Raw genomic sequence first — 22536 nt, 5'->3', positions numbered from 1 at the left:
GTGCTCGATGGGAGCCGGAGCGCGCTCGACGCTCGGAGCGCGGCGCTGGCGCGGTGCGGCTCCCATCGAGCGCCGTCCTCAGGCCTCAGGCGGAGACGAGCGCGTTGTAGGTCTCGGGGATCATGTGCCGGCCTTTCTGCTTAGGCCCGCGCGCGCCAAGCGGGCGTGACCCGCTCGCCGCTCGTTCGTAACTTGGCCTTTACGGATTAGGTAAGAATGTACGCGCCGGCACTTGCCGGCGCGGCCAGGATCGCTCCACGAAGCGCCTCAGTGACGTCGCGAGTACGGGGGCCTTGGAAGATGAGCGGCGCGAGCGATTTCGACCGCACCATCGCGTTCTGCGAGGCGGCGATCCAGCGTCTCAGGGTGCACCGCCATCCTGCATATCCCCGGAATTACGAGTTCTGGTACACTTACGCCACCGGCTACAACGCGGCTCTCAACCGCGCGGTGAATGAGACCCTCGACCGCGATCCATCGATCTCGGAAGCCGATCTCGACCTCCTTTACGAAACCTACCTTTCGCCGCTCCGGCTCTCCGAGCGCGTCGACCATGTCGGCTCGCGCATCCTCACCGAGATCGCCGAAGTCGCCGACGTTCTGAAGGACGCGCGGAAGTCGAGCGACGACTACGCCGCCACGCTGCAGCGGGTTTCGGCGGAAGCTGATCGCCTCGGCCCGGTGGGACAGGCGCTGGGCGAACTCGCGAGAGGATTGCGGGACACGACCGAGCGCATGGTCGACCGGACGCGCGAGCTCGAGCGCCAGCTCGCCGCGTCCCATGACGAGATGCAGGAGCTTCACAACACGCTCGAGGTGATCCGCGCGGAATCACTGACGGACCCGCTCACGGGGCTCGCCAACCGCAAGTTTCTCCAAGGGGCGCTTGAACAGAATCTGATCGAGGCGACGCACGGACAGCGGTTCTCGCTGCTGATCATCGACATCGATCACTTCAAGGCCTTCAACGACAACTACGGCCACCTGACCGGAGACCAGGTGCTCCGGCTGGTGGCGCTCGCGCTGAAGCAGAACGCCAAGAACGAGGACGTCACGGCGCGCTTCGGCGGCGAGGAGTTCGCGATCGTGCTGCCCGACACGCCGCTCTCGGCCGCGGCCGCGATAGGCGAGCGCATCCGCCGCGCGGTGATGGCGAAAGACCTGGTGAAACGTTCGACCGGGGAGCACCTCGGCCGCATCACGGTGTCGATCGGGGTCGCCACCTGGCGGCGCGGCGACAGCGCCCAGAGCATCCTCGACCGCGCCGACAGCTGCATGTACGTCGCGAAGCGATGTGGGCGGAACCTCGTGGTCGCGGAAGACGACGCCCGCGCCATGGAGCCCGCCGCCGCCAGGGTCGCCTGACGACGGCGCAGATCCCGCGGCCTGATGGTCAGGCCACTTTGCTCGCCTGCTCCGTCGCCTCGAGCGTCGGGTAATCCGTATAGCCGGCTGCGCCGCCGCCATAGAGCGTGTCGCGGTCGGGTTCCGCGAGCGGCGCGCCGATCCGAATGCGCTCGACGAGGTCGGGATTGGCGATGAAGGGGCGGCCGAAAGCGACCAGATCGACCGCTCCGGAGGCGACCCGCTCAGCCGCGAGGGCCGGGTCGTAGTTGTTGTTCCCGATATAGACGCCCTTGAACGCCTGACGCAGGCGAGAGAGGTCGAAGCCGCCCTCCGGGGCGCGCGACCCCTGCGTCTCCCCTTCGATGACGTGGATGTACGCCACGCCGAGCTCCGACAGGCGCTCGACGGCGCGGACGAACAGCGGCTCCGGATTGGAGTCCGAAATGTCGTTGAACGGGCTCAGCGGCGAGAGCCTGACGCCTACCCGCTCCCGCCCGATCGCGCGGGCTGCCGCGTCCGTCGCCTCGACGAGGAACCGCGTGCGGTTCTCGATCGACCCGCCATAAGCGTCCGTCCGCTTGTTCGTCTTGTCGCGCAGGAACTGGTCGATCAGATACCCGTTGGCGGCATGGACCTCGACCCCGTCGAACCCGGCCTCGACCGCGTTGGCCGCCGCCTTGCCGAACTGGGCGACGATTCCCGCAATCTCTTCCAGCTCGAGGGCCCGCGGCGTCTCGAAAGGCTTGAAGCCGCTCTCGGTGAACGCCGCCCCTTCCGGCTTTATCGCCGACGGAGCCACAGGCGCCGCGCCGCCGGGCTGAAGATCCGGATGGGAAATGCGGCCGACATGCCAGAGCTGCAGCACGATGCGGCCGCCCTTCGCGTGCACGGCGTCGGTGACCTTGCGCCAGCCCGCAATCTGTTCGGGCGAGTAGATGCCGGGCGTCCAGGCGTAGCCCTGTGCTTCCGGCATGACCTGGGTTGCCTCGGCGATGATCAGGCCGGCGTCTGCGCGCTGGGCGTAATAGGTCGCGTTGAGGTCGTGCGGAGCGAGCGTCTTGTGATCTGCGCGGGACCTTGTCAGGGGCGCCATCACGATCCGGTTCGGAAGCGTGAGCGCGCCCATGGCGAGCGGCTGGAAGAGCACGTCGACGTTCGGCATGAAGAGACTCCGGAGCAATGGGGGGCCGTCGGACGGCAGCGTCGCCTCCCCACATAGGCGCTCCGCGCGGAGTCGCATCCCTTTCGGACGAACTGCCGCGGAAGCTCTGCATTGCAATGCCGCAAGCGGACAGGGGAGGAGGCGCTGCCGCGCCCCGGAGAAGCCCGGCTCAGGCGGCCGGGACGTAGCTGTCCGGACGCGCGGGCGTGATCGCGACGGATTCGCCGCAGCCGCAGGCGGACGTCTGGTTCGGATTGTTGAACACGAAGCGCTGGGTGAGCTTCTCGGTCACGAAGTCCATCTCGGTGCCGAGCAGATAAAGGATCGCCTTCGGGTCGATGAGGACCCGGACGCCTTTCTCCTCCACGACCTCATCCGCCGGACCGGGCTCGGCTGCGTATTCGAGCGTGTACTCCATGCCGGCGCAGCCGCCGGTCTTCACGCCGATGCGAAGACCGAACACAGGCGTCTCGGACCGCTCGATGACCGAGCGCACGCGCTCGGCGGCGCGATCGGTCATGCTCATCACCTTGGGACGCGGGCGCGTCGACGCCATGTCCTCTACTCCCTTGATCCGCCGTCGCGAATATAATGGCAGGCGGCGACTTTATCGAGGCGTACGCCCCGCTTCAGTAGGTCGTCCAGATTCCCGGCGTGGCGAGCTCCAGCAGATTGCCGTCCGGGTCTCGAAAATACACGCTGGTCCCGCCGCGGGGCCATGTCACCCGGCCTTCGATCGGGACCCCCTCCTCCGCCAGCCGGGCCTCCCAGAGCGGAAGCTGCTCATCGTCGGCGGCGAACGCGAAGTGGATCCGTCCGGACGCGTCGTGACCGGGAATCACCCCGCCGGGCGGCGTCTGGGTTTGCGCGGAAGCTCCGCGGGCGAACAGCAGCAGCACGCTTCGGCCGGCGACGTCGAGCGCCACCAGCGCGTTATTCTCGAACAGGTGCGGCAAGGCGAACAAGCGGTCGTAGAACGCGACCGCGCGATCAAGGCTCTCGACGTAGACCGCGGTTTCGATCACGCCCGTCAGGCGTGGCGCAGTCGCGCCGGGAGTGGGATCGGCGGCGCTCAGAGCCGCCTCACCACATGTCGAGCGCGACCCGGGCCTCGTCCGACATGCGGCTCTGATCCCAGGGCGGGTCGAAGACCATGTTGACGTCGACCTTGCCGACGCCGGGGATCGCGCCGACGGCGTTCACCACCCATTCCGGCATCTCGCCGGCGACAGGGCACCCCGGCGCGGTGAGCGTCATGTCGATCGTGACGTCGCGGCTGTCCGCGATATCGATCCGGTACACCAGGCCGAGCTCATAGATGTCCACCGGGATCTCGGGATCGTAGACAGTCTTGAGCGCCGAGACGATGTCGTCCGTCAGCCGCGTGAGCTCCTCGGCGGGGATCGCGCTGTCGCCCGCGACCGGAGTTGGGGCCGTCGCTACGTCGCTCATGGTCGAGCCTCTCTCAAGCGAACAGGTCTCGCGCCCTGGTCAGCGCCTCCGCCAGACGATCGATCTCGTCCGTCGTGTTGTAAAGCGCGAAGGACGCACGGCACGTCGACGTCACGCCGAGCCGCTTCAACAGCGGTTGAGCGCAATGCGTCCCCGCCCGAACGGCCACGCCGGACCGATCCAGCACCGTCGCGACGTCGTGCGCGTGGGCGCCTTCCAGGTTGAACGAGACAATCGCGCCCTTCCCGGGCGCCTGACCGAAGATCCGAACGGCGTTGATTGCGCCGAGCCTCTGATGGGCGTAGTCGCGGAGCGCGGTCTCATGCGCGGCGATCGCCTCACGCCCGACGCTGCGCATGTACTCGAGCGCCTCGCCGAGCCCTATCGCCTGCACGATCGGCGGCGTTCCGGCCTCGAAACGGTGTGGCGGATCGCCATAGGTGACGAGTTCCTCGGTGACGTCGCGGATCATCTCGCCGCCGCCGTTGAACGGAGCCAGGGCGTCGAGCCGCTCCTTCTTGCCGTAGAGCACGCCGATGCCGGTCGGCCCGTACACCTTGTGGCCGGTGAAGACGTAATAGTCGCAGTCGATGTCCTGAACGTCCGGGGCGAGGTGGACCGCGCCCTGGCTGCCGTCGACCAGCACCTGAGCGCCGCGCTCATGGGCGAGGCGGCAGACCTCCTTCACCGGAACGACGGTGCCCAGCACGTTCGACATCTGCGTGATGGCGACGAACTTCGTCCGCTCGGTCAGCGCCGCCTCGAAGGCGTCCAGATCGAAGGAGCCGTCCTCGCGCACCTGCACCCACTTCAAGACCGCGCCGCGGCGCTCGCGCAGGAAGTGCCAGGGAACGACGTTGGAGTGGTGCTCCATGATCGAGAGCACGATCTCGTCGCCCTCGCGGATGCCGCCCAGGCCGACGCCGTTCGCCACGAGGTTGATCGACTCGGTGGCCGATCGCGTGAAGACGATCTGGTCGATCGAGCCTGCGTTCAGGAAGCTGCGAACCCGCTCGCGCGCCTCTTCGAACGCCTCCGTCGCGGCGTTAGCAAGGTGGTGCAAGCCACGATGAACGTTTGAATATTCAGTTTCGTAGGCGCGCCGCATCCGATCCAGCACCTGGACCGGCTTTTGAGCCGAGGCGCCGTTGTCGAGATAGACCAGCCGCTTGCCGTGCACCTTCAGGCTTAGCGCCGGGAAGTCCGCCCGAAGACGGTCGACGTCATAGGGCGCGGCGGCGGACCGGAGATTTTCGGCGAGGGACATGGGCTTGATCTAACCGCTGCGGCCGCGAACGCAAGGCCGCAGCGAAGTTTATGACCAGGACCTTCCCGGCGGCGCCGCCTCAGTCGCGCTCGCGCAGCCAGCGCTCCGCGCGCGCCGAAAGCGCGTCGCGCAGCTGGTCATGCTCGATCGACTCGAGCACCTCGCCCACGAAGGCCTGCACCAGAAGCGCCTCGGCCTCGGCCTTGGGGAGGCCACGCGACATGAGATAGAACAGCAGCTCATCGTCGATCGCGCCGACAGTCGCGCCATGGCCGCAGACGACGTCGTCCGCGAAGATCTCCAGCTCGGGCTTGGCGTCGGCCTCCGCATCGTTCGACAAGAGCAGCGCCTTCGCCATCATCTTGCCGTCGGTCTTCTGAGCAACCGGCTGGACGACGATCTTGCCCTGGAACACCGAGCGGGCTTCGCCGTCGAGCGCGGTCTTGAACAGCTCGCGGCTCGCGCAGCCCGGCGCCTCGTGATGGATGACGAGGGTGGAATCCAGATGCCGCCTGCCGCCGGCGAAGCCGGCGCCGTTGATGTCGGCGGTCGCCTTCTCGCCCTTGAAGGCCAGGAACACCTGCTGCCGCGCGGCTGCCGCGCCGGACGAGAGCGACACGGAGGTCAGGGCGGAGCGAGCCCCCAGGCGCGCAGCAAACGTGGCCAGGTGAAGCGTCCCGAGACCCTCGTCCTGCAGCTTCAGATGCGTAGCCTTCGCATCGTCGGCGAGATCGAGGCCGATCAGGGTGTTGGTCTGGTGGCCGGCGGGGTCGCCGGCGTGGCTTTCCACTAGCGTGAGCGAGGCCCCCTTCCCGACCGAGACCAGCACGCGCCCATAGGCCGCGTGCGCTCCGCCGGTCTGGACGTTCGCGACGTGAATCGGCTTTGCGACGCTCACCCCCTCGTCGACCGCGATCATCAGGCCGTCGGAGGCGAAGGCGGTATTGAGAGCAATCGCGGCGTTGTCGGCAGGCGCGCTCTCGAGCAACAGCGCGTGCTGCGCGTCAGCCGCGAGCGCGTCCGCCAGCAGAACGATGCGTACGCCCTCCGGCGCGTCGTCGAGCTGCGAGAGCGACGGCGCCAGGCGGCCATTGACGAACACGATGCGCACCGCATCCACGTCGCCGAACGGCAGCAGATCACGCGAAGCAGCCACGTCGGCGTCGGAAAGGGTGACAACGAGCGGCCTGGCTTCCCGCATCATCGCGCGGAGGTCGGTATACTTCCAATCCTCCACGCGCCGGTTCGGCAAGCCCTTGGCCGCGAAGGCGCGGAACGCGTCCTCGCGCGGCCGCGCGGCCTCGAAGGCTTCGATCAGGCCGGACTCAGCGGCCGTGCGTATCGGGCGGACTTCCGCGTTCATCGCGTGATCGGTCCTCAAGCCGCTTCTTCGACGTAATCGGCGTAGCCACGCGCCTCAAGCTCATGGGCGAGTTCGGGGCCGCCGGTGCGGACGATCCTGCCCTTCGCCATGACATGAACGACGTCCGGAACGATGTGGTCGAGCAGTCGCTGGTAGTGCGTGATGACCACGAAGGAGCGGTTCTGCGCCCGCAACGCGTTGACGCCCTGCGACACGATTCTGAGCGCGTCGATGTCGAGGCCGGAATCGGTCTCGTCGAGGACGCAGAGCTTAGGCTCCAGCAGCGCCATCTGCAGAACCTCGTTCCGCTTCTTCTCGCCGCCCGAGAAGCCGACGTTGAGGCCGCGCTTCAGCATCTCCGTGGAAATGCTGAGCGAGTCGGCCTTTTCGCGCACCAGCTTCATGAACTGGGGCGTCGGCAGCTCAGCTTCGCCACGGGCGCGCCGCTGGGCGTTCAGCGCGGTCTTCAGGAACGTCATGGTGGCGACGCCGGGAATCTCGAGCGGGTACTGGAACGCGAGGAAGAGCCCGGCGGCGGCGCGCTCGTCCGGCTCCATCGCGAAGAGGTCCTGGCCGTCCAGCGTCGCGGAGCCTTCCGTGACCTCGTAGTCGTCCTTGCCGGCCAGCACGTAGCTCAGCGTCGACTTGCCGGAGCCGTTCGGCCCCATGATGGCGTGGACCTCGCCGGCTTTGACCTCAAGATCGAGCCCCCGGAGGATCTGCTTGTCCTCAATTGAGGCGTGCAGGTTCTTGATCGAGAGCATTTTCTTCCGTTCCTACCCTTCGTCATGCCGGACGAGCGGAGCCGCCGGTATGCGCCCGCAATGGGCGAGTATCATGCCGTGCGATCCCGGAGCGGCCGGACGGCCGCCGGGGCCGACTTCCACCTGTCAGCCGACGCTGCCTTCGAGCGAGATCGAGATCAGCTTCTGCGCCTCGACCGCGAACTCCATCGGCAGTTGCTGCAGGACGTCCTTGACGAAGCCGTTGACGATGAGCGCCACCGCCTCCTCTTCGGACAGCCCGCGCTGCTGGCAGTAGAACATCTGGTCGTCGGAGATCTTCGACGTCGTCGCCTCGTGCTCGAACACGGCGCTCGAGGTCTTGGCCTCGAGATACGGAACGGTATGGGCTCCGCACTTGTCGCCGATCAGCAGGGAGTCGCAGTTCGTGAAGTTGCGGGCGTTGGTGGCCTTGCGATGCGCCGAGACCAGCCCACGATAGGTGTTGTTGGAGCGCCCGGCCGAGATGCCCTTCGAGATGATCTTGGACGTCGTGTTCCGCCCGAGATGGATCATCTTGGTGCCGGAATCGACCTGCTGGCGGCCGTTCGAGATCGCGATCGAATAGAACTCGCCGCGGCTGCCGTCCCCGCGCAGGATGCAGCTCGGATATTTCCAGGTGATGGCCGAGCCGGTCTCCACCTGGGTCCAGGAGATCTTCGAGTTCTTGCCGCGGCAATCGCCGCGCTTGGTGACGAAGTTGTAGATCCCGCCCCTGCCCTCGGCGTCGCCCGGGTACCAGTTCTGGACGGTCGAGTACTTGATCTCGGCGTCGTCGAGCGCGACGAGCTCGACGACCGCGGCGTGGAGCTGGTTCTCGTCGCGCATCGGCGCGGTGCAGCCCTCGAGGTAGCTCACATAGGAGCCCTCGTCGGCGATGATGAGCGTACGCTCGAACTGGCCGGTGTTGCGCTCATTGATGCGGAAATAGGTCGACAGCTCCATCGGGCAGCGCACGCCCTTCGGGATGTAGACGAAGGAACCGTCCGAGAAGACCGCGGAGTTCAGGGTCGCGAAGAAATTGTCGGACGTGGGGACGACCGAGCCGAGATATTTCTTCACCAGCTCCGGATGCTCGCGGATCGCCTCCGAGATCGGACAGAAGATCACTCCGGCCCGCGCCAGCTCGGCCTTGAACGTGGTCGCGACCGAAACGCTGTCGAAGACCGCGTCGACCGCGACGCGCCGCTGCTCCACGCCGGCGAGCACCTCCTGCTCCCTCAGCGGGATGCCCAGCTTCTCGTAGGTGCGCAGCAGTTCGGGATCGACGTCGTCCAGCGTCTTCGGCGCGACGAACGATTTCGGCGCCGAGTAGTAGTAGAGCTCTTCGTAATCGATTGGCGGATAATCTACCCTCGCCCAGGTCGGCTCGGTCATGGTCCGCCAGCGGCGATAGGCGTCCAGACGCCACTCGAGCATCCACTCCGGCTCTTCCTTCTTCGCCGAAATGAACCGCACGGTGTCTTCCGTGAGGCCCTTTTCGGCGCGGTCGGACTCGATGTCGGTGACGAAGCCGTACTTGTACTGGTCGACGTCGATCGACCGCACCCGGGCTACCGTCTCCTGAACTGCCGGCATTCTCTTGCTCCATCGGCCGCAGTGCGCCTGCGGCTGTCGTTAGGGTTCTTCTAGCAGGGCTTCGGCGTCAGCGGAAACGTCTTCCGGTGACTAAGCCGCCGAGGTGGAGGGTCCTCGCTCGCGCGGCTGCAGCAGATCCGCCCACGCGGCGAGGAAACGCTCGCCGTCCTCTGGACCCGAGGGCCAGCCGAAGCTGACGCGCAGCATTCCTGACGACAGATTGTGATCCACGCCCATAGCGTCAAGAACCGCAGAGGCTTTGGTTCTGCCTGAAGAGCATGCCGAGCCTGCGGAAACCGCAATTCCGGCGAGGTCGAGCGCGATCATCGCCCGCGCCGACGAGACGCCGCGCGCCGCAAAACAGGACGTGTTGGGCAGACGCGGCGCGCGCTCGCCGAAGATGGTCACCTCTCCCAGCCGCCGCAGCCCGGCCTCAAGCGAATCCCGCAGCTCGGCGAGGCTCCGGAAGGCGTCCAATCCCGATAGCGCCTCCGCGGCGGCGACGCCGAGACCCGCGACGCCGGCGACGTTCTCGGTTCCGGCCCGCCACCCCTTCTCCTGCCCGCCGCCGCGGACCACCGGCTCCTCGACATGCAGACGCTCATCCGCCCGCACCAGGGCGCCGACGCCGGCCGGGCCGCCGAACTTGTGGGCCGCGAGCGCAAGGAAGTCGCAGCCGAGCGCCACGATGTCGACGGGGATCTTGCCGGCCGCCTGCACGGCGTCGACATGCACCAGCCCGCCAAAGCGCCGGGCGATCTCGCAGGCCTCCGCGACCGGCTGGATCACCCCTGTCTCGTTGTTGGCGAGCATCAGCGCGAGCATGGCGCGCTCCTGGGGGCGTTCGGCGGCGCGCCGGGCGAAGGCGGCGTCGATCGCCTGGAGATCGACGAGCCCATCCGCGTTCACCGGGATGGTCTCGACCGCGGCTTTTGGAAAGCGGGCGCCCGCCGCAACCGCGGGGTGCTCGATCGCCGAGACGAACAGGCGCGTCACCGGGCGGGGGTCACGCGCGTCGCGGACCGTGGGACTGAGCGCCAGGTTCGAGGCTTCGGTTCCACCGCTGGTGAATGTCACGCAGGCCGGATCGCCGCCGACCAGCGCCGCCACTTTCTCGCGCGCCTGCTCGACGATCCGGCGCTTGGCGCGGCCTTCGGCGTGAACAGAGGAGGGATTGCCGACCGCCGACAAGACCTCGGACATCACCGCGATCACGGCGGGCCGCGCGGCGGTCGTGGCGTTGTGGTCGAGATAGACGCGTCCGCCGTTCATGAGCGACGCTCCTTTCGCGCTCGCCGTCCGCGCACTAGATGAGGGACCGGCGCGCGATCCTTGCCTTCCAGAGGTTCTTCCGTGCTAGAGACGGCCGCTCGCCCGCGCAAGACGATCATCGGCGGGCGCGCCAGGAATTCAGGGAACCAACAATGCCCGAGGTGATCTTCAGCGGACCTGCCGGCAGGCTCGAGGGCCGCTACCACCCCGCCAAGAAGCGCCGCGCGCCGATCGCTCTCATCCTGCACCCGCACCCGCAGTTCGGGGGCACGATGAACAACCAGATCGTCTACAATCTCTACTACGCGTTTCTGAACCGCGGATTTTCGGTCCTGCGCTTCAATTTCCGCGGAGTGGGCCGCAGCCAGGGCTCCTTCGACCACGGCTCGGGCGAGCTTTCGGACGCGGCGTCGGCGCTCGACTGGGCGCAGAGCCTGAACCCGGACGCGCGAGCCTGCTGGATCGCCGGCGTGTCGTTCGGCGCCTGGATCGGCATGCAGCTGCTGATGCGGCGCCCCGAGGTGGAAGGCTTCATCTCGGTCGCGCCGCCCGCCAACCGCTTCGATTTCTCGTTCCTGGCGCCGTGTCCCTCGTCCGGCCTGTTCGTGAACGGCGATCAGGACCGCGTGGCGCCCATGCGCGACGTGCAGACCCTGATCGAGAAGTTGAAGACCCAGAAGGGCATCGTCATCGATCAGTCGGTGATCCCGGGCGCGAACCACTTCTTCGAGAATCGCATCGACGAACTTCTGGTCGAGGTGAACGCCTATCTCGACAAGCGCCTCGGCCCGATCGAGGAGCCGGAGGCCGCCCCGGCGCTCCCGGCGCCCAAGGACGAAGACGCCGCCTGAACAGCCGACGTGGGCTGCGGCAGCGCTGCAGACTGTTTCCTAAGGTCGCGCCAGAACCCCGCCCGTCATCGGGCGGGGAGCTCCGGTCGTGCCGGGATAGCTCAGCGGAAGGCCTCTGAGGCTTCGCACCGCCAGCACCGCAAAAGCCTGCGCCTCCAGCGCGTCGCCCGAGAGCCCGACCTCGTCCGCAGTCTGCAGCTTCGCATCCAGTCGTTCGCTGAGCATCCGCAGCAGCGTCGGGTTGCGCGCGCCTCCGCCCGCCACGATCCAGGCGGCAGGAGCCCGCGGCAGCTGCGCGGCGGCCCGCGCCACGCTGGCCGCGGTGAAGGCCGCAAGAGTGGCGAGAGCGTCAGCCAGCGAGAGCTGATCCGTGATCGATGCGTCGAACGCGTTGCGGTCGAGGGATTTCGGCGGCGGCAGCTCGAAATAAGGGTGCGCCATGAGGCGCTGCAACGCGTCGTCATGAACGCGTCCCGCCCCGGCGACCGCTCCGTCCCGGTCGAACGCCTCGCCGGTCTCCCGAGCCACGCGGTCATCCATCAGCGCGTTGGCCGGCCCGGTGTCGAACGCCACCAGTTCACCGTCCTCGCCGATGAAGGTGACGTTGCCGACGCCGCCGAGATTCAGCACGGCGAGCGGCCGGGGAAGACCGAGATCGTAGGTCAGCACGGGGTGGATCGTCGGAGCGAGCGGCGCCCCCTGCCCGCCTGCGGCGACATCCGCGGCGCGGAAATCATAGACGACGGGCCGGCCGAGCGCCCGCGCCAGGGCTTCGCCGTCTCCGATCTGCACCGTCAGGCCGATCTCTGGGCGGTGCAGGACTGTTTGCCCGTGGAAGCCGATGACATCGATCTCGGAGCGCGCGATGTCGTGGGCGGCCAGGAACTGCTCGACCGCGATGCGGTGCGCGCCCGTGACGATCGCCTCGGCGACGCCGAGAACCCCCGGCCGCGCGTTCCTATCGGTCATGGAGGCCGTTTCCGCGACGGCCCTAGAGAGGGTCGCGCGCGCGGCTGGATCATAGGGGTGGTAGCCGCTCGGGCCGAGACGTTCGATCCGCTCGCCGTCGGTCTCGACAAGGGCGACATCGACCCCGTCAAAGGAGGTGCCGCTCATCAGTCCGATCGCGCGCATGCGCGGACTCCCGAATCCCATTGCGTGACTTTGCACGAAAAACGTGGAATCCGGACGCCTTTCCAGCGACCGGCGTGCCGATGACCTCCTACAAGTCCGACTTCCTGCGCCTGCTCGACCAACGCGGGCAGATCCATCAGATCTCTGACGCAGCCGCGCTCGACGCGCTCGCAGTCGAGGGGCCGGTCACCGCGTATATCGGTTACGACCTGACGGCGCCGAGCCTGCACGTGGGCCACATGGCCAACATCATGATGCTGCGCAGGCTTCAGCAGACCGGGCACAAGCCGATCGTGCTGATGGGCGGGGGCACCACGAAGATCGGCGATCCCTCGTTCCGCAACGAGCAGCGCCCGCTTCTCGACGACGCCCAGATCAAGGCCAACAAGGAGACCATCAAGTCGGTCTTCAAGCAGTTCATGTCGTTCGGCGACGGCGCCGCCGACGCGATCATGGTCGACAACGCAGAATGGCTCGATCGGCTGGAGTACGTTCCCTTCCTGCGCGAGATCGGCCGCCACTTCTCGGTCAACCGGATGCTGAGCTTCGACAGCGTGAAGTCGCGGCTCGAGCAGGAGCAGCCGTTCTCGTTCCTCGAGTTCAACTACATGATCCTCCAGGCCTATGATTTCCTGGAGCTCAGGCGGCGCTACGACTGTCGGCTGCAGATGGGCGGCTCCGACCAGTGGGGCAACATCATCAACGGCATCGAGCTCGGCCGCCGCGTCGACGGCGCGCAGCTCTTCGCCCTCACCTGCCCCCTCATCACCACCGCTTCCGGCGCCAAGATGGGCAAGACCGCCGGCGGCGCCGTCTGGCTCAACGCCGACATGGCGAGCCCCTACGTGTTCTGGCAGTACTGGCGGAACACCGAGGATGAGGACGTCGTCCGCTTCCTGAAGCTCTTCACCGACCTGCCGCTGATCGAGATCGACCGGCTCGGCGCCCTGCAGGGCTCGGAGATCAACGAGGCCAAGAAGGTCCTGGCCACCGAAGCGACGGCGATCGTCCATGGACGCGCCGCGGCGGAGGAGGCTGAAGCGACGGCCCGGAAGACGTTCGAGGAAGGCGCCCTCGCCGACACGCTTCCGACGGTCGAGATCGATCCCGAGGCGCTCCGCGCCGGCATCGGCGTGCTGACAGCCTTCTCTGAGGTCACGGGGCTGGTCGCGTCCAATGGCGAGGCGCGCCGCCAGGCCAAGGGCGGCGGACTGCGGGTGAACGACCGTCAGGTGACCGACGAGCGCGCGACCCTCACGGCCGCGGATCTGACGCCGGAGGGCGTGATCAAGCTGTCGCTTGGCCGCAAGAAGCACGTGCTCATCCGGCCGCGCGCCTGACAGCGCGGCCCCGTCAGCGCTGGGTGGCGGTGCCGGCTCCGGCCGCGGCCGGAGCGTTGTCGGGCCGCCCGTCCTGCCGGAACTCGAAGAGCTTGCGCATGAAGCCCGGCGCCACGGCGGACATCGGGTTGATGGTGATCGTCGGGGCCGCGGTGCGGCCCCGGACCCTGAAGGTCACCCCGAGCAGGCCGCCATGCTCGCCGCCGCCGAGCAGCGCCCCGAACAGAGGCACGCGGCTGAACAGGTTGTTGAGGGCGTAGACCGGCACGAATGTGCCGACGAGGTCGACGGCGTCGGCGGCGTAGTTCACGTCGCCATCGAGTGTCGCGCCGAGCTGAGGGCCGTAAACGACCGCCTCCTTCACCGCTATTCGACCGCCGCCCTGCACGAAGTCCACCTTGAGGCGATCGAAGCGGGTGGCTCCGCCTCGCGCGGGGGCCGGCGTCGCGCTGTCCGCGCCCGTCGTGCGCCTCACGCGCTCAAGCGCATTCTCGTTCCGCACCGAGAAGTCGTGAATGCGCAGCACTCCCGGGCCCCCGGAAAGGGAGGCGGCGAGGACGAACGAGCCGCCGTCCACCCGACCGTAGAGATCCGCGAAACGCAGCGCCGCGCCGGCGTCCCCGCCAGCCAGGTTCAGCCGGCCGCCTTCGCCGGTCGAGAGCTTGATCGCGCCAGCTCCGATCCGCCCGGACCCATCGGCGTCCACCACCTTGCCGTCCCGCACGCCAAGCTTCAGGTCCAGCCCAGCGACCGCCTCGCCGCCGTAGCCCAGCCCGGTGCCGAGCTTCGCGGTCACGTCCAGATTCTTCGTCGCGCCGCCGACTGCGTCGCCGCGGCCCGCCGGGCCGGTCGCCTCGGAGGTCTGCTTGCGATAGGCGTCCATCAGCGGCTTGAGATCGAGCGCAGCGCCCTGCACCGCGACCTTGGTGACCCCGCCGCGGCCCTTGTCGATCTCGACGCGCGCGTCGTCGCCGGAGGCGGGCCGGTAGATCGGCAGCGTCGCGGAAATGAGATCGCCCTTGGGGCCGAACTCGATCGCGCCCCGGACGCTCCTGTCGCCGCTCTCGAGCACGAAGTCCCGCACGACGGTTTTCTCGGGACTGCGCTCGACCTTGAAGCTCAGCCGTCCGGGGCGACCCGCGGGCTTCACGAATCCCGGCACCACGCCGTCGATGCCCACCTTGGCGAGGTCGGCCGTGACCGTCATCGGCGCGCTCGGCTCGTCAAGGTAGAGCTCCGCCGAGAGCGGCACGGCTCCGCGAAGGGAGCCCGAAACGTCGAATCCGAGGCGCGTTAGGTCAGCGGCGTCCGCCGTCAGCGTCACCGCGAGTTTCCGTCTCGCCGGCCCGCCCGCGGGGGAGGCCTCCTCCAGCATCGAGACGGTCGCGGGAGCGCCACGCACCGAGCCGCTTCCGGTCAGGGTCGGCGGCCCGTCCGCGACCTTGAGCTGGAACGCGCCCTTCTCGAAGCTGCGGCCAGCGAAAAGGTCAGTGATCTTCACGTCGCGCATGTCTGCGGCGACGTTGATGACGGGCGGCGGGCCGGCTTCCTCGTGGTCGAGCTCCATATTGACCGCGACGTCCGCCGAGATGCGGCCCGACACGTTCGAAATCTGCAGCTGACTCGGCAGCGGGTTGCGCCCGAAGGCTCCGGACGAGACCATCGACAGCGTCCGCCGGAGCGAGCCGTCCATCTTCAGGTTCACCGTCGCTGGCGGATACCGGAGACCAAGTTCGGGCACGACGAACCGCACGTTCGTCACCGACAAGGCGCCCTCCTCGCCCGGATCCGCGACATAGGCCTGGTCGATCAGGACGTCGACACGCCGGGCGCTCGCGGTCACCTTCCCCTTGGCGCCCTCAATCCACGGCATTCCCGGCCGGCCGCGCAGGACGCCGTCCGTGAAGCGGATGTCGAGGTCCATCGAGCCGGGAGGAAGCGGGTCGTGCGGCCCCATCTGCGCCAGCGTCCCGGCCGGTATGTCGAGGGTCAGGGAGACCGAGTCCACGCGACCGGCGCTGACATTCTCGACGATCCAGCTTCGCACAGAGCTCGCCAGGAAGTTCGGCCAGAGCCGTTTCACCGCCGAGGCCGGCATTGGCGAGCTGACGACGCCAAGGCGCACCGCCGGACTTTCGCCCTCGAACGTGATCAGACCGCTCACGGCCGCTCCGGCCGTCGGACCGAGAATCTGCGCTTTTCCGATCTCGAGAACGCCGGCCGTGGGCTCGAACTGCGCCTGGACCTCGATCCGGTCCAGCCGCAAGGGCGCGTCGCTCGGGCTTTCTCCGGACAGCAGAATGTCGCTGCCCTGAAGTTGCGCGAGCCAGGGATCGCCGGGCTTGTCCGGAGCGCCAAGCGAGCCCACGAAGCTCATCTGCCCTCCCGGCCCCCTGATCTGGGACGGTTCGAGCCGAAGCGTCCGCGCGGCAGGGTCCCAGCGAAGCGCCATCTGCACGCGGTCGAGCGTCATCTGTCGCGGGGGCGCTGGCGCGGGAGGACCGGGGAGCGAGATCTGCAACATGCGGGCGTCCAGCCGGCCGTCTCCGGCCAACAGCTTGCCGTCGCCGCCGATCTCGGCGTTGAGGTGTCCCGACACGCGCCCTGCGACCGGGGCCGCGCCGGCCTTTTCGGCGAGCGGCGCCGAGTAGGGCGCGAGGTTCACGTTCTCGAGCCCGACGTCGATCACCCGCGCCTTGTCGGCGGCCGCGGACGTGACCGTCACGGCGGTCGTCCAGCGATCGTCTCCTCGGGCGGAAGATGCGGTGAGGGCGATCGCGCCGCCGGTCCCGCGCGACAGCCGCAGATTGACGCCGTCAAGCGCCAGGGGCGCCCGGCTGCGCGGCGCGACCAGGAGGGTCGCGTCCGTCACGACGACCTCTTCGAGAGCTCCTGCCGCTCCATCCGGCCCCAGCAGGCGGTCGAGATCGCCGATCGCCGCCAGCACCCGGGCGGGAAGGTCCGCGTTCTTGGAGGCCGCGTCGACAGTGTCGTCAAAGCGCATGTCGAGCCGAGGGCTCGTCACGTGGACGGACCGCACGCCGACCTCGCCCCCGAGCAGACCCAGACCGTCGAGCCGCAGCTCCGCGCGCGGCACGCTTGCGACCACCGGGCCGCCCGCAGCCTTCGAGACGACGAGATCGACCAGCTGGAGCTCGACGCCGTCGACGCCGCGATGGAGCTGCGCGTCCGTGATCTCAACGGTGTATTCCGCGCCCAGCCGCTCCTGGATGGCGGCCTTCACGCGCGGAATCACCTGGGACGCCGGCAGCGGCATGTAGAGGATGGCGAGCCAGGCCGCCGCAAGGGCCACCGCTATCGCGAGCACGCCGGCCCCGGCGAGGCTCAGGATGCGGCGCGAAGTCGGACGAGGAGCGGCGGGCAAGCCGTCCGCCCGGCGCGCGCTCCGGCTCCTGCCCATCCAGGGCAACGCGGTTGCGCGGGGGCGGGACGTTTCTGGTTTGCGCGATTCCGCCATCAGCTCGGGTCGTCTTCCTCCATTGCGGCGAAACCCGCCGCGGCTTCGAGGCGGCCGGCGCAAACTCTGACATCGACCTTGCCGCAGCAAGCCCGTGCGGGACTATGCGGGCGTTTTCATGAAGGGAAGCAAAACGCCATGACGGACACCCTGGCCATCGGCTCGGCCGCACCGGACTTCGCCCTCCCCGTCACGGGCCGCGGAGTGGTCCGCCTGAGCGACCTACGCGGCCGGAAGATCGTTCTGTATTTCTACCCGAAGGACGACACCTCGGGCTGCACCCGCGAAGCCATCGACTTCAATCGCCTCATGCCGCGATTCGCCGCCTGCGGAACGGAGCTGATCGGCCTGTCGCCGGATAGCGTCGCAAGCCACGACAAGTTCCGCACGAAATACGGCCTCGACCTTCCGCTCGCCTCCGACGAGGAGAAGCAGGCGCTCGCGGCCTATGGCGTGTGGGTGGAGAAAAGCATGTACGGCCGCCGCTACATGGGCGTGGAGCGCACCACGGTTCTGATCGACGCCGACGGCCGCGTCGCCCGCGTCTGGCGCAAGGTGAAAGTGGCGGGCCACGCCGAGGAGGTTCTGAAGGCGGCGGAGGAGACGTGAGCCGCCAGGCGGACCTTAGCCGGGTATTAACCCTAACGATCTAGCGTGTTCCTGGCGCGATCCCAGGAAACGACATGGCCGCTCACCCTCACGTCCAACCGCGTCGGGTTACCGACGAGCGCATCGTCATAGAGCGCGGTGGACGGCGCATCACGGTGAGCGTCCCCCGTCACGGGGTCTCCATCCTCTTCGCCGTCATCCTCGGGCTTCTGCTCTGGTCCGTCGGCGCAGGCGCCTACGTGCTGTTCCACGACACCGTGGTCGCCGAACTCCGGCACGGCGCCCGCGCCGCTCGACAGGGTTACGAAGCCCAGATCACGGCGTTGCGAGACGAGCTCGGGCGCGCCCGGACGCAGCGACTGGTCGAGAAAGCCCGGCTCGACGCGCGACTGGCGGAACTCGCCGGCCGGCAGGAGGCGCTCGAGCGACGCCAGCTCACGCTGGCCGAACTCACGGAGCCGGTCAGGGCGGACATGGCCGAGCCCGGTCTCTCTCTCGTCTACCCGTCGAAGCCCCGACCGCTGGATCACCGCGCCGCCCTCGATGACATCGGCGCGGACGAAGCCTCGGCGTCGCCACGGCCAGCTTCAAGTCTCACCGACCGGCTCGCCGCCTCTATGGACGAAGCGGAGCAGCGGCAGGTCCGCGCGCTCGAAAGCGTCGCCTCGAGGACGGGAGAGCGTCGTCTGACGCTGGAGAAGGTCTATGACGCGGTGGGCGCCAAAAGGCCGGGCCCGGCCGACGGAAAGGCGCGCGGCGGGCCATTCGAGCCATTGCCGGCGCGCGCCCTCACCTTCAACGCGCGGGCGGCGGAGATCGCCGCCGAACGCGCCGCGGTACAGGCGCTCGACCGTGGCCTTGACCGAATTCCGCTCAGGACGCCGGCTCCGGGCGCTTCGGTGACGAGCGGTTTCGGCTCCAGAACCGACCCGTTCCTGGGGCGGGCCGCCTTTCACGCGGGCGTCGATTTCGAAGAGGGCTACGGCGAGACCGTCAAGGCGACGGCAGCCGGCCAGGTCACCGTGGCCGCTCCGACCGGAGGCTATGGCAACATGGTGGAGATAGACCACGGCGGCGGCCTCACGACCCGCTACGGGCACTTGTCCTCGATCGCCGTGTCGCCCGGCCAGGCGGTGAGGCTCGGCACGACCCTCGGCCGCGTCGGCTCCACGGGGCGCTCGACCGGGCCCCACCTGCACTATGAGACCCGCGTGCACGGAGAGGCGGTCGACCCGTTCCGCTTTCTCAACGCCGGCCGCATGCTGGCTGCGGCCGGACGCTGAGAAGAGGCTTTGTGACGGCCGGAGCCGCCTGATCAGTCGACGTCCTCGACCTCCTCCGCCGCGCCGCCATAGGCGCGCTGCGCGAGCGTGGCCTCCATGAAGTCGTCGAGGTCACCGTCCAGCACGTCCTGCGGCGAGGTGGAGGTGTGACCGGTCCGCAGGTCTTTCACGAGCTGATAGGGCTGCAGCACGTAGGAGCGGATCTGGTGGCCCCAGCCGATGTCCGTCTTGGCAGCCTGGTCTGCGGCGGCGGCCTCCTCGCGGATCTTCAGCTCGCGCTCGTAAAGCTTGGCGCGCAGCATGTCCCACGCGGTCGCGCGGTTCTTGTGCTGCGAGCGGTCGCCCTGGCTGACCACCATGATACCCGTCGGGTTGTGGACCAGGCGGACGGCCGATTCCGTCTTGTTGACGTGCTGCCCGCCGGCGCCGCCCGAACGCATCGTGTCGACGCGCACGTCAGACTCGTTGATCTCGATTTTGATGCTGTCGTCGATCACCGGGTAGACGTCGATGGACGCGAAGCTCGTCTGACGGCGCGCGTTCGAGTCGAACGGAGAGATGCGCACCAGGCGATGGACGCCGGCCTCGGTCTTGAGCCAGCCATAGGCGTTGTGGCCCTTGATCTGCAGCGTCGCTGACTTGATGCCGGCCTGTTCGCCGTTCTGATGGTCGACGACTTCGATCTTGAAGCCGCGCCGCTCGGCCCACCGCGTGTACATGCGCAGCAGCATCTCGGCCCAGTCCTGGCTTTCGGTGCCGCCAGCTCCGGGGTGGACCTCCAGGAAGGTGTCGAACGCGTCGGCCTCGCCCGAGAGCAGCGATTCGAGCTGCCGCCGACCGGTCTCCTCCTTCAGCGCCCTAAGCGCCTTCTCGGCGTCGGCGACGATGGTCTCGTCGCCCTCCATCTCGCCGAGTTCGATCAGTTCGATGTTGTCCTTGAGCTCGCGCTCGATGCGGATGACGCCGCTCATCGCGTCGTCGAGCGCCGTGCGCTCGCGCATGATCTTCTGGGCGCGCTCGGGGTCCTCCCAAAGCGCGGGATCCTCGGCGACGTGATTCAGCTCTTCGAGGCGGGACTGGGACTGATCCCAGTCAAAGATGCCTCCTCAGCAGCCCGACTGACTGCTCGATGTCCTGAACGAGGGTTTCGATTTCGGCGCGCATGGCCAGTGCGGATTCCGGAGTGTTCGGGTGGATGAGGCGGGGACTGGTAGCGGCCGGGCGGGTCTCTGTAAACCGCCAGCCGAGCGCTCGGCGCTTTCGTCGGCCGCGGGTGGGAAATGCCTGGGGCGAGCTCTAGATGGTGCGCTCCAACATGGAGACGACCTTGACCAAGCTCATCGTGATGTATCCCAAGCCCGCTGATCCGGCGCAGTTCGACCAGCATTTCCGCTCGGTGCACATGCCTCTCGTGCAGAAGATGCCCGGCCTTCGTCGCTTCAGCTATGGACCCGCAAAGGGCATCGACGGAGCGGACGGCGCGTTCTTCTGGGTGTTCGTGGGTACGTTCGACAGCGTCGACGCGATCCAGGCGGCTCTCGGATCGCCCGAGGGACAGGCCGCCGTGGCCGACATCCCAAACTATTCGCCGGCGGCCCCCACGATTCTCACTCTGGAAGAAACCGAGGGCTGATCGGGCTCAGGCCGCCGCGCGGCGTTCCTCGCCGGCGGCCTCCCAGACCTCGCGCGCGGCGTCGAGATTCATCGCCGCGATCGCCAGTCCCACGACGAGGTCCGGCCACGGCGAGTGCAGCGCGTAGGTCGCGGCTCCGGCCGCCACGATGCCGACATTGGCGGCGACGTCGTTACGGGCGGACAGGAAGGCGGCGCGCGTGAGGCTGCCGCCGTGGCTGCGCCAGCGGGCCAGCATGAGCGCGCAGACGAGGTTCACGAGCAGCGCGCCGCCGCCCGCGAGCGTCAGGGCGATCGGGGCCGGAACCGCCGGATCCCAGAACTTGTCCCACGCAGTCCAGAGGGTGGCGGCGGTTGGCGCGAGCAGGATCGCGGCGAGCAGCATGCCGACACGCGCGCGCGCCTTCAGCGACCATCCGAGCGCCATCAGGATCAGAAGATTGACGGAGGCGTCCTCGAGGAAGTCGACGCTGTCGGCGAACAGCGACACCGACCCGATCGCCAGCGCGACTGCGATCTCGACGCCGAAATAGCCGAGGTTGAGCAACGCCACCGCGGTGACGACGCGGCGGAGGTCGACCTCGTGCTTATCGTCCCGCGCCAACAGGCCTGCCGCTCAGTACAGCCCGCCGGTGCCTGTGCGCACCGCCCGGTCGGCCTCCGGGGTCACGACCTGCGGCCGATCCGACGGCGCGGCCTGTCCGATGATCGAGTAGCTGTCCGCAGGCGCCGTCCCCGGCTTGAACGCCTCCAGGATGACCTTCGGATCGCCAGCGGACGCGCGCATGCCCGACGTGGGGTTGATGCGGATGAGCTTGATGCCGGGCGGCACGCGGAAGGGGGTGGCGGGCTTGTCGGCCAGCGCGGCCTTCATGAACTCGGTGAACACCGGCGCGGCGACGGAGCCGCCGGTCTCGCCGCTCCCCAGCGAATGCGGCTTGTCGTAGCCAAGATAGACGCCCACCACGAGATCGGGCGAGAAGCCGACGAACCAGGCGTCCTTGTAGTCGTTGGTGGTGCCCGTCTTGCCCGCGATCGGCTTGCCCACCGCCTTCACTGCGGTCCCGGTGCCGCGCAGAACGACGCCCTCCATCATGGAGGTGATCTGATAGGCGGTCATCGGGTCCAGCACCTGCTCGCGGCCGTCGACCAGCTTCGGCTCGTCCTGGCCGGCCCAGGCGGTCGCCGTGCAGCCGAGGCACTGCCGGTCGTCATGCCGGTAGATCGTCTTTCCCGTACGGTCCTGGATCCGGTCGATCACGCTCGGCGTCACGCGCTTGCCGCCGTTCGCGAACATCGAATAGGCGGCCGTCATCCGAAGAACGGTCGTCTCCCCGGCGCCGAGCGCCATCGACAGGTAGGGCGGAAGATCTTCCATCACGCCGAACCTGCGCGCGTATTCGGAGATCAACGGCATGCCCATGTCCTGGGCGAGGCGCACCGTCATGACGTTGCGCGACTTCTCGATTCCGAAGCGGAGGGTCTGGGGGCCGTAGAACTTCTTGCCGTAGTTTTCGGGCCTCCAGATGCCGATGCCCGGCCCCTGGTCGATCTCGATCGGCCCGTCGAGCACGACGCTGGAGGGCGTGTAGCCATTGTCGAGCGCCGCCGCGTAGATGAACGGCTTGAACGCCGAGCCTGGCTGCCTGAGCGCCTGGGTGGCGCGGTTGAACTGGCTCTCGTCGTAGGAGAACCCCCCGGCGAGCGCGAGCACGCTGCCGGTGTACGGGTCCATGGCCACCAGGCCGCCGGAGATGTCCGGGATCTGCCGGAGGCGATACTCCGAAGAGCCCTCCTTGGCCGGCTCGACATAGATCACGTCGCCCGGCTTCACGACCTGCGACACCGTCTTGACCGCCCGGCCCTGCTCCGGCCCCTTGGCCCACTTCGCCCAGCGCACGCCTTCGAGCGACAGCGTGCCGGTCTCGCGCTCGCGCGTCACGGCGCCGGACTTGTCGCGCCCGGGCTGCAGCCCGATCGAGGCCT

The 22536-nt window shown here is 68.2% G+C and carries 20 protein-coding genes; 6 read left to right on the top strand and 14 right to left on the bottom strand.

The genetic code is table 11. From position 1 onward, the window contains the following. Positions 1-300 precede the first annotated feature (300 nt). The gene (locus tag ACIKT0_RS02485; RefSeq protein WP_407103829.1) at positions 301-1365 is read left to right on the top strand and encodes a GGDEF domain-containing protein; all 1065 of its coding nucleotides are present in this window, start codon (positions 301-303) and stop codon (positions 1363-1365) included. 28 nt (positions 1366-1393) lie between these two features. On the opposite strand, the gene ACIKT0_RS02480 is transcribed toward ACIKT0_RS02485, so the two are convergent. The 9 genes from ACIKT0_RS02480 to ACIKT0_RS02440 all read right to left on the bottom strand — a co-directional run bounded on the left by ACIKT0_RS02480 (position 1394) and on the right by ACIKT0_RS02440 (position 10223). Next, on the bottom strand, positions 1394-2509 hold the full coding sequence (locus tag ACIKT0_RS02480) for an alkene reductase (protein WP_407103828.1): 1116 nt from the start codon (positions 2507-2509) through the stop codon (positions 1394-1396). 169 nt (positions 2510-2678) lie between these two features. Next, positions 2679-3065, bottom strand: coding sequence for a Fe-S cluster assembly scaffold SufA (sufA, locus tag ACIKT0_RS02475; RefSeq protein ID WP_246397935.1), 387 nt, complete (start codon positions 3063-3065; stop codon positions 2679-2681). A 73-nt stretch (positions 3066-3138) separates the two neighbouring features. Next, a complete protein-coding gene (locus ACIKT0_RS02470) occupies positions 3139-3534 on the bottom strand; it encodes a VOC family protein (RefSeq protein ID WP_407103827.1) in 396 nt (131 codons plus the stop codon). Positions 3535-3592: 58 nt separating this feature from the next. Next, entirely contained in the window at positions 3593-3961 is a 369-nt protein-coding gene (locus tag ACIKT0_RS02465; protein ID WP_407103826.1) for an SUF system Fe-S cluster assembly protein, read from the bottom strand. A 13-nt stretch (positions 3962-3974) separates the two neighbouring features. Next, positions 3975-5228 carry a cysteine desulfurase gene (locus ACIKT0_RS02460; protein ID WP_407103825.1) on the bottom strand — a complete coding sequence of 418 codons (1254 nt, stop codon included), beginning with the start codon at positions 5226-5228 and terminating at the stop codon, positions 3975-3977. Positions 5229-5307: 79 nt separating this feature from the next. After that, positions 5308-6591, bottom strand: coding sequence for a Fe-S cluster assembly protein SufD (sufD, locus tag ACIKT0_RS02455; RefSeq protein WP_407103824.1), 1284 nt, complete (start codon positions 6589-6591; stop codon positions 5308-5310). Between the two features lie 14 nt (positions 6592-6605). Next, positions 6606-7355, bottom strand: a complete 750-nt coding sequence (gene sufC, locus ACIKT0_RS02450) for a Fe-S cluster assembly ATPase SufC (protein WP_407103823.1) — start codon at positions 7353-7355, stop codon at positions 6606-6608. A 126-nt stretch (positions 7356-7481) separates the two neighbouring features. Continuing rightward, the gene (sufB, locus tag ACIKT0_RS02445; protein ID WP_407103822.1) at positions 7482-8951 is read right to left on the bottom strand and encodes a Fe-S cluster assembly protein SufB; all 1470 of its coding nucleotides are present in this window, start codon (positions 8949-8951) and stop codon (positions 7482-7484) included. Positions 8952-9041: 90 nt separating this feature from the next. After that, on the bottom strand, positions 9042-10223 hold the full coding sequence (locus ACIKT0_RS02440) for a cysteine desulfurase family protein (protein WP_407103821.1): 1182 nt from the start codon (positions 10221-10223) through the stop codon (positions 9042-9044). A gap of 152 nt (positions 10224-10375) precedes the next feature. Here ACIKT0_RS02440 and ACIKT0_RS02435 point away from each other — a divergent pair, with 152 nt between their 5' ends. Further along, complete coding sequence (locus tag ACIKT0_RS02435) at positions 10376-11074, top strand: alpha/beta hydrolase (protein ID WP_183394116.1); 699 nt, start codon at positions 10376-10378, stop codon at positions 11072-11074. 39 nt (positions 11075-11113) lie between these two features. Here ACIKT0_RS02435 and ACIKT0_RS02430 read toward each other — a convergent pair whose 3' ends face one another. After that, positions 11114-12208 carry an anhydro-N-acetylmuramic acid kinase gene (locus ACIKT0_RS02430; protein ID WP_407103820.1) on the bottom strand — a complete coding sequence of 365 codons (1095 nt, stop codon included), beginning with the start codon at positions 12206-12208 and terminating at the stop codon, positions 11114-11116. Between the two features lie 80 nt (positions 12209-12288). Between ACIKT0_RS02430 and tyrS the strand changes: the two genes are divergently transcribed. Next, entirely contained in the window at positions 12289-13548 is a 1260-nt protein-coding gene (tyrS, locus tag ACIKT0_RS02425) for a tyrosine--tRNA ligase (RefSeq protein ID WP_407103819.1), read from the top strand. 13 nt (positions 13549-13561) lie between these two features. On the opposite strand, the gene ACIKT0_RS02420 is transcribed toward tyrS, so the two are convergent. After that, the gene (locus ACIKT0_RS02420) at positions 13562-16933 is read right to left on the bottom strand and encodes a YhdP family protein (protein WP_407103818.1); all 3372 of its coding nucleotides are present in this window, start codon (positions 16931-16933) and stop codon (positions 13562-13564) included. 231 nt (positions 16934-17164) lie between these two features. On the opposite strand from ACIKT0_RS02420, the gene ACIKT0_RS02415 reads away from it, so the two are divergent. After that, positions 17165-17635: a peroxiredoxin gene (locus ACIKT0_RS02415; RefSeq protein WP_407103817.1), complete on the top strand. Its 471-nt coding sequence runs from the start codon at positions 17165-17167 to the stop codon at positions 17633-17635. A gap of 155 nt (positions 17636-17790) precedes the next feature. Further along, on the top strand, positions 17791-18918 hold the full coding sequence (locus ACIKT0_RS02410; protein WP_407103816.1) for a M23 family metallopeptidase: 1128 nt from the start codon (positions 17791-17793) through the stop codon (positions 18916-18918). Positions 18919-18950: 32 nt separating this feature from the next. Here ACIKT0_RS02410 and prfB read toward each other — a convergent pair. Then, positions 18951-20082, bottom strand: a protein-coding gene (gene prfB, locus ACIKT0_RS02405) for a peptide chain release factor 2 (RefSeq protein WP_407103815.1) whose coding sequence is annotated in 2 segments (ribosomal slippage) — positions 18951-20012 and positions 20014-20082 — 1131 coding nt in all. Because the reading frame shifts where the segments join, the coding sequence is not laid out codon by codon here. A 163-nt stretch (positions 20083-20245) separates the two neighbouring features. Here prfB and ACIKT0_RS02400 point away from each other — a divergent pair. Next, entirely contained in the window at positions 20246-20551 is a 306-nt protein-coding gene (locus tag ACIKT0_RS02400) for an EthD family reductase (RefSeq protein WP_183394109.1), read from the top strand. Between the two features lie 6 nt (positions 20552-20557). On the opposite strand, the gene ACIKT0_RS02395 is transcribed toward ACIKT0_RS02400, so the two are convergent. After that, a complete protein-coding gene (locus ACIKT0_RS02395) occupies positions 20558-21154 on the bottom strand; it encodes a cation efflux transmembrane domain-containing protein (RefSeq protein ID WP_407103814.1) in 597 nt (198 codons plus the stop codon). A gap of 12 nt (positions 21155-21166) precedes the next feature. Next, the coding region (locus ACIKT0_RS02390; RefSeq protein ID WP_407103813.1) for a penicillin-binding protein 1A at positions 21167-22536 on the bottom strand (1370 nt) is incomplete at its 5' end.

Origin of the sequence: Hansschlegelia beijingensis, assembly GCF_045505405.1 — a bacterium.
Taxonomy (GTDB): Bacteria; Pseudomonadota; Alphaproteobacteria; order Rhizobiales; family Methylopilaceae; genus Methylopila; species Methylopila beijingensis_A.
This window is presented reverse-complemented; position numbering and strand designations above follow the sequence as displayed.

Excerpts from the sequence above, each read along its gene's own strand:
- ACIKT0_RS02430 (WP_407103820.1), bottom strand. The coding sequence starts at position 12,208 with ATGCGCGCGATCGGACTGATGAGCGGCACCTCCTTTGACGGGGTCGAT.
- ACIKT0_RS02480 (WP_407103828.1), bottom strand. The coding sequence starts at position 2,509 with ATGCCGAACGTCGACGTGCTCTTCCAGCCGCTCGCCATGGGCGCGCTC.
- sufD (WP_407103824.1), bottom strand. The coding sequence starts at position 6,591 with ATGAACGCGGAAGTCCGCCCGATACGCACGGCCGCTGAGTCCGGCCTG.
- ACIKT0_RS02460 (WP_407103825.1), bottom strand. The coding sequence starts at position 5,228 with ATGTCCCTCGCCGAAAATCTCCGGTCCGCCGCCGCGCCCTATGACGTC.
- ACIKT0_RS02435 (WP_183394116.1), top strand. The coding sequence starts at position 10,376 with ATGCCCGAGGTGATCTTCAGCGGACCTGCCGGCAGGCTCGAGGGCCGC.
- ACIKT0_RS02465 (WP_407103826.1), bottom strand. The coding sequence starts at position 3,961 with ATGAGCGACGTAGCGACGGCCCCAACTCCGGTCGCGGGCGACAGCGCG.
- sufC (WP_407103823.1), bottom strand. The coding sequence starts at position 7,355 with ATGCTCTCGATCAAGAACCTGCACGCCTCAATTGAGGACAAGCAGATC.
- ACIKT0_RS02415 (WP_407103817.1), top strand. The coding sequence starts at position 17,165 with ATGACGGACACCCTGGCCATCGGCTCGGCCGCACCGGACTTCGCCCTC.
- tyrS (WP_407103819.1), top strand. The coding sequence starts at position 12,289 with ATGACCTCCTACAAGTCCGACTTCCTGCGCCTGCTCGACCAACGCGGG.
- sufB (WP_407103822.1), bottom strand. The coding sequence starts at position 8,951 with ATGCCGGCAGTTCAGGAGACGGTAGCCCGGGTGCGGTCGATCGACGTC.
- ACIKT0_RS02485 (WP_407103829.1), top strand. The coding sequence starts at position 301 with ATGAGCGGCGCGAGCGATTTCGACCGCACCATCGCGTTCTGCGAGGCG.
- sufA (WP_246397935.1), bottom strand. The coding sequence starts at position 3,065 with ATGGCGTCGACGCGCCCGCGTCCCAAGGTGATGAGCATGACCGATCGC.
- ACIKT0_RS02440 (WP_407103821.1), bottom strand. The coding sequence starts at position 10,223 with ATGAACGGCGGACGCGTCTATCTCGACCACAACGCCACGACCGCCGCG.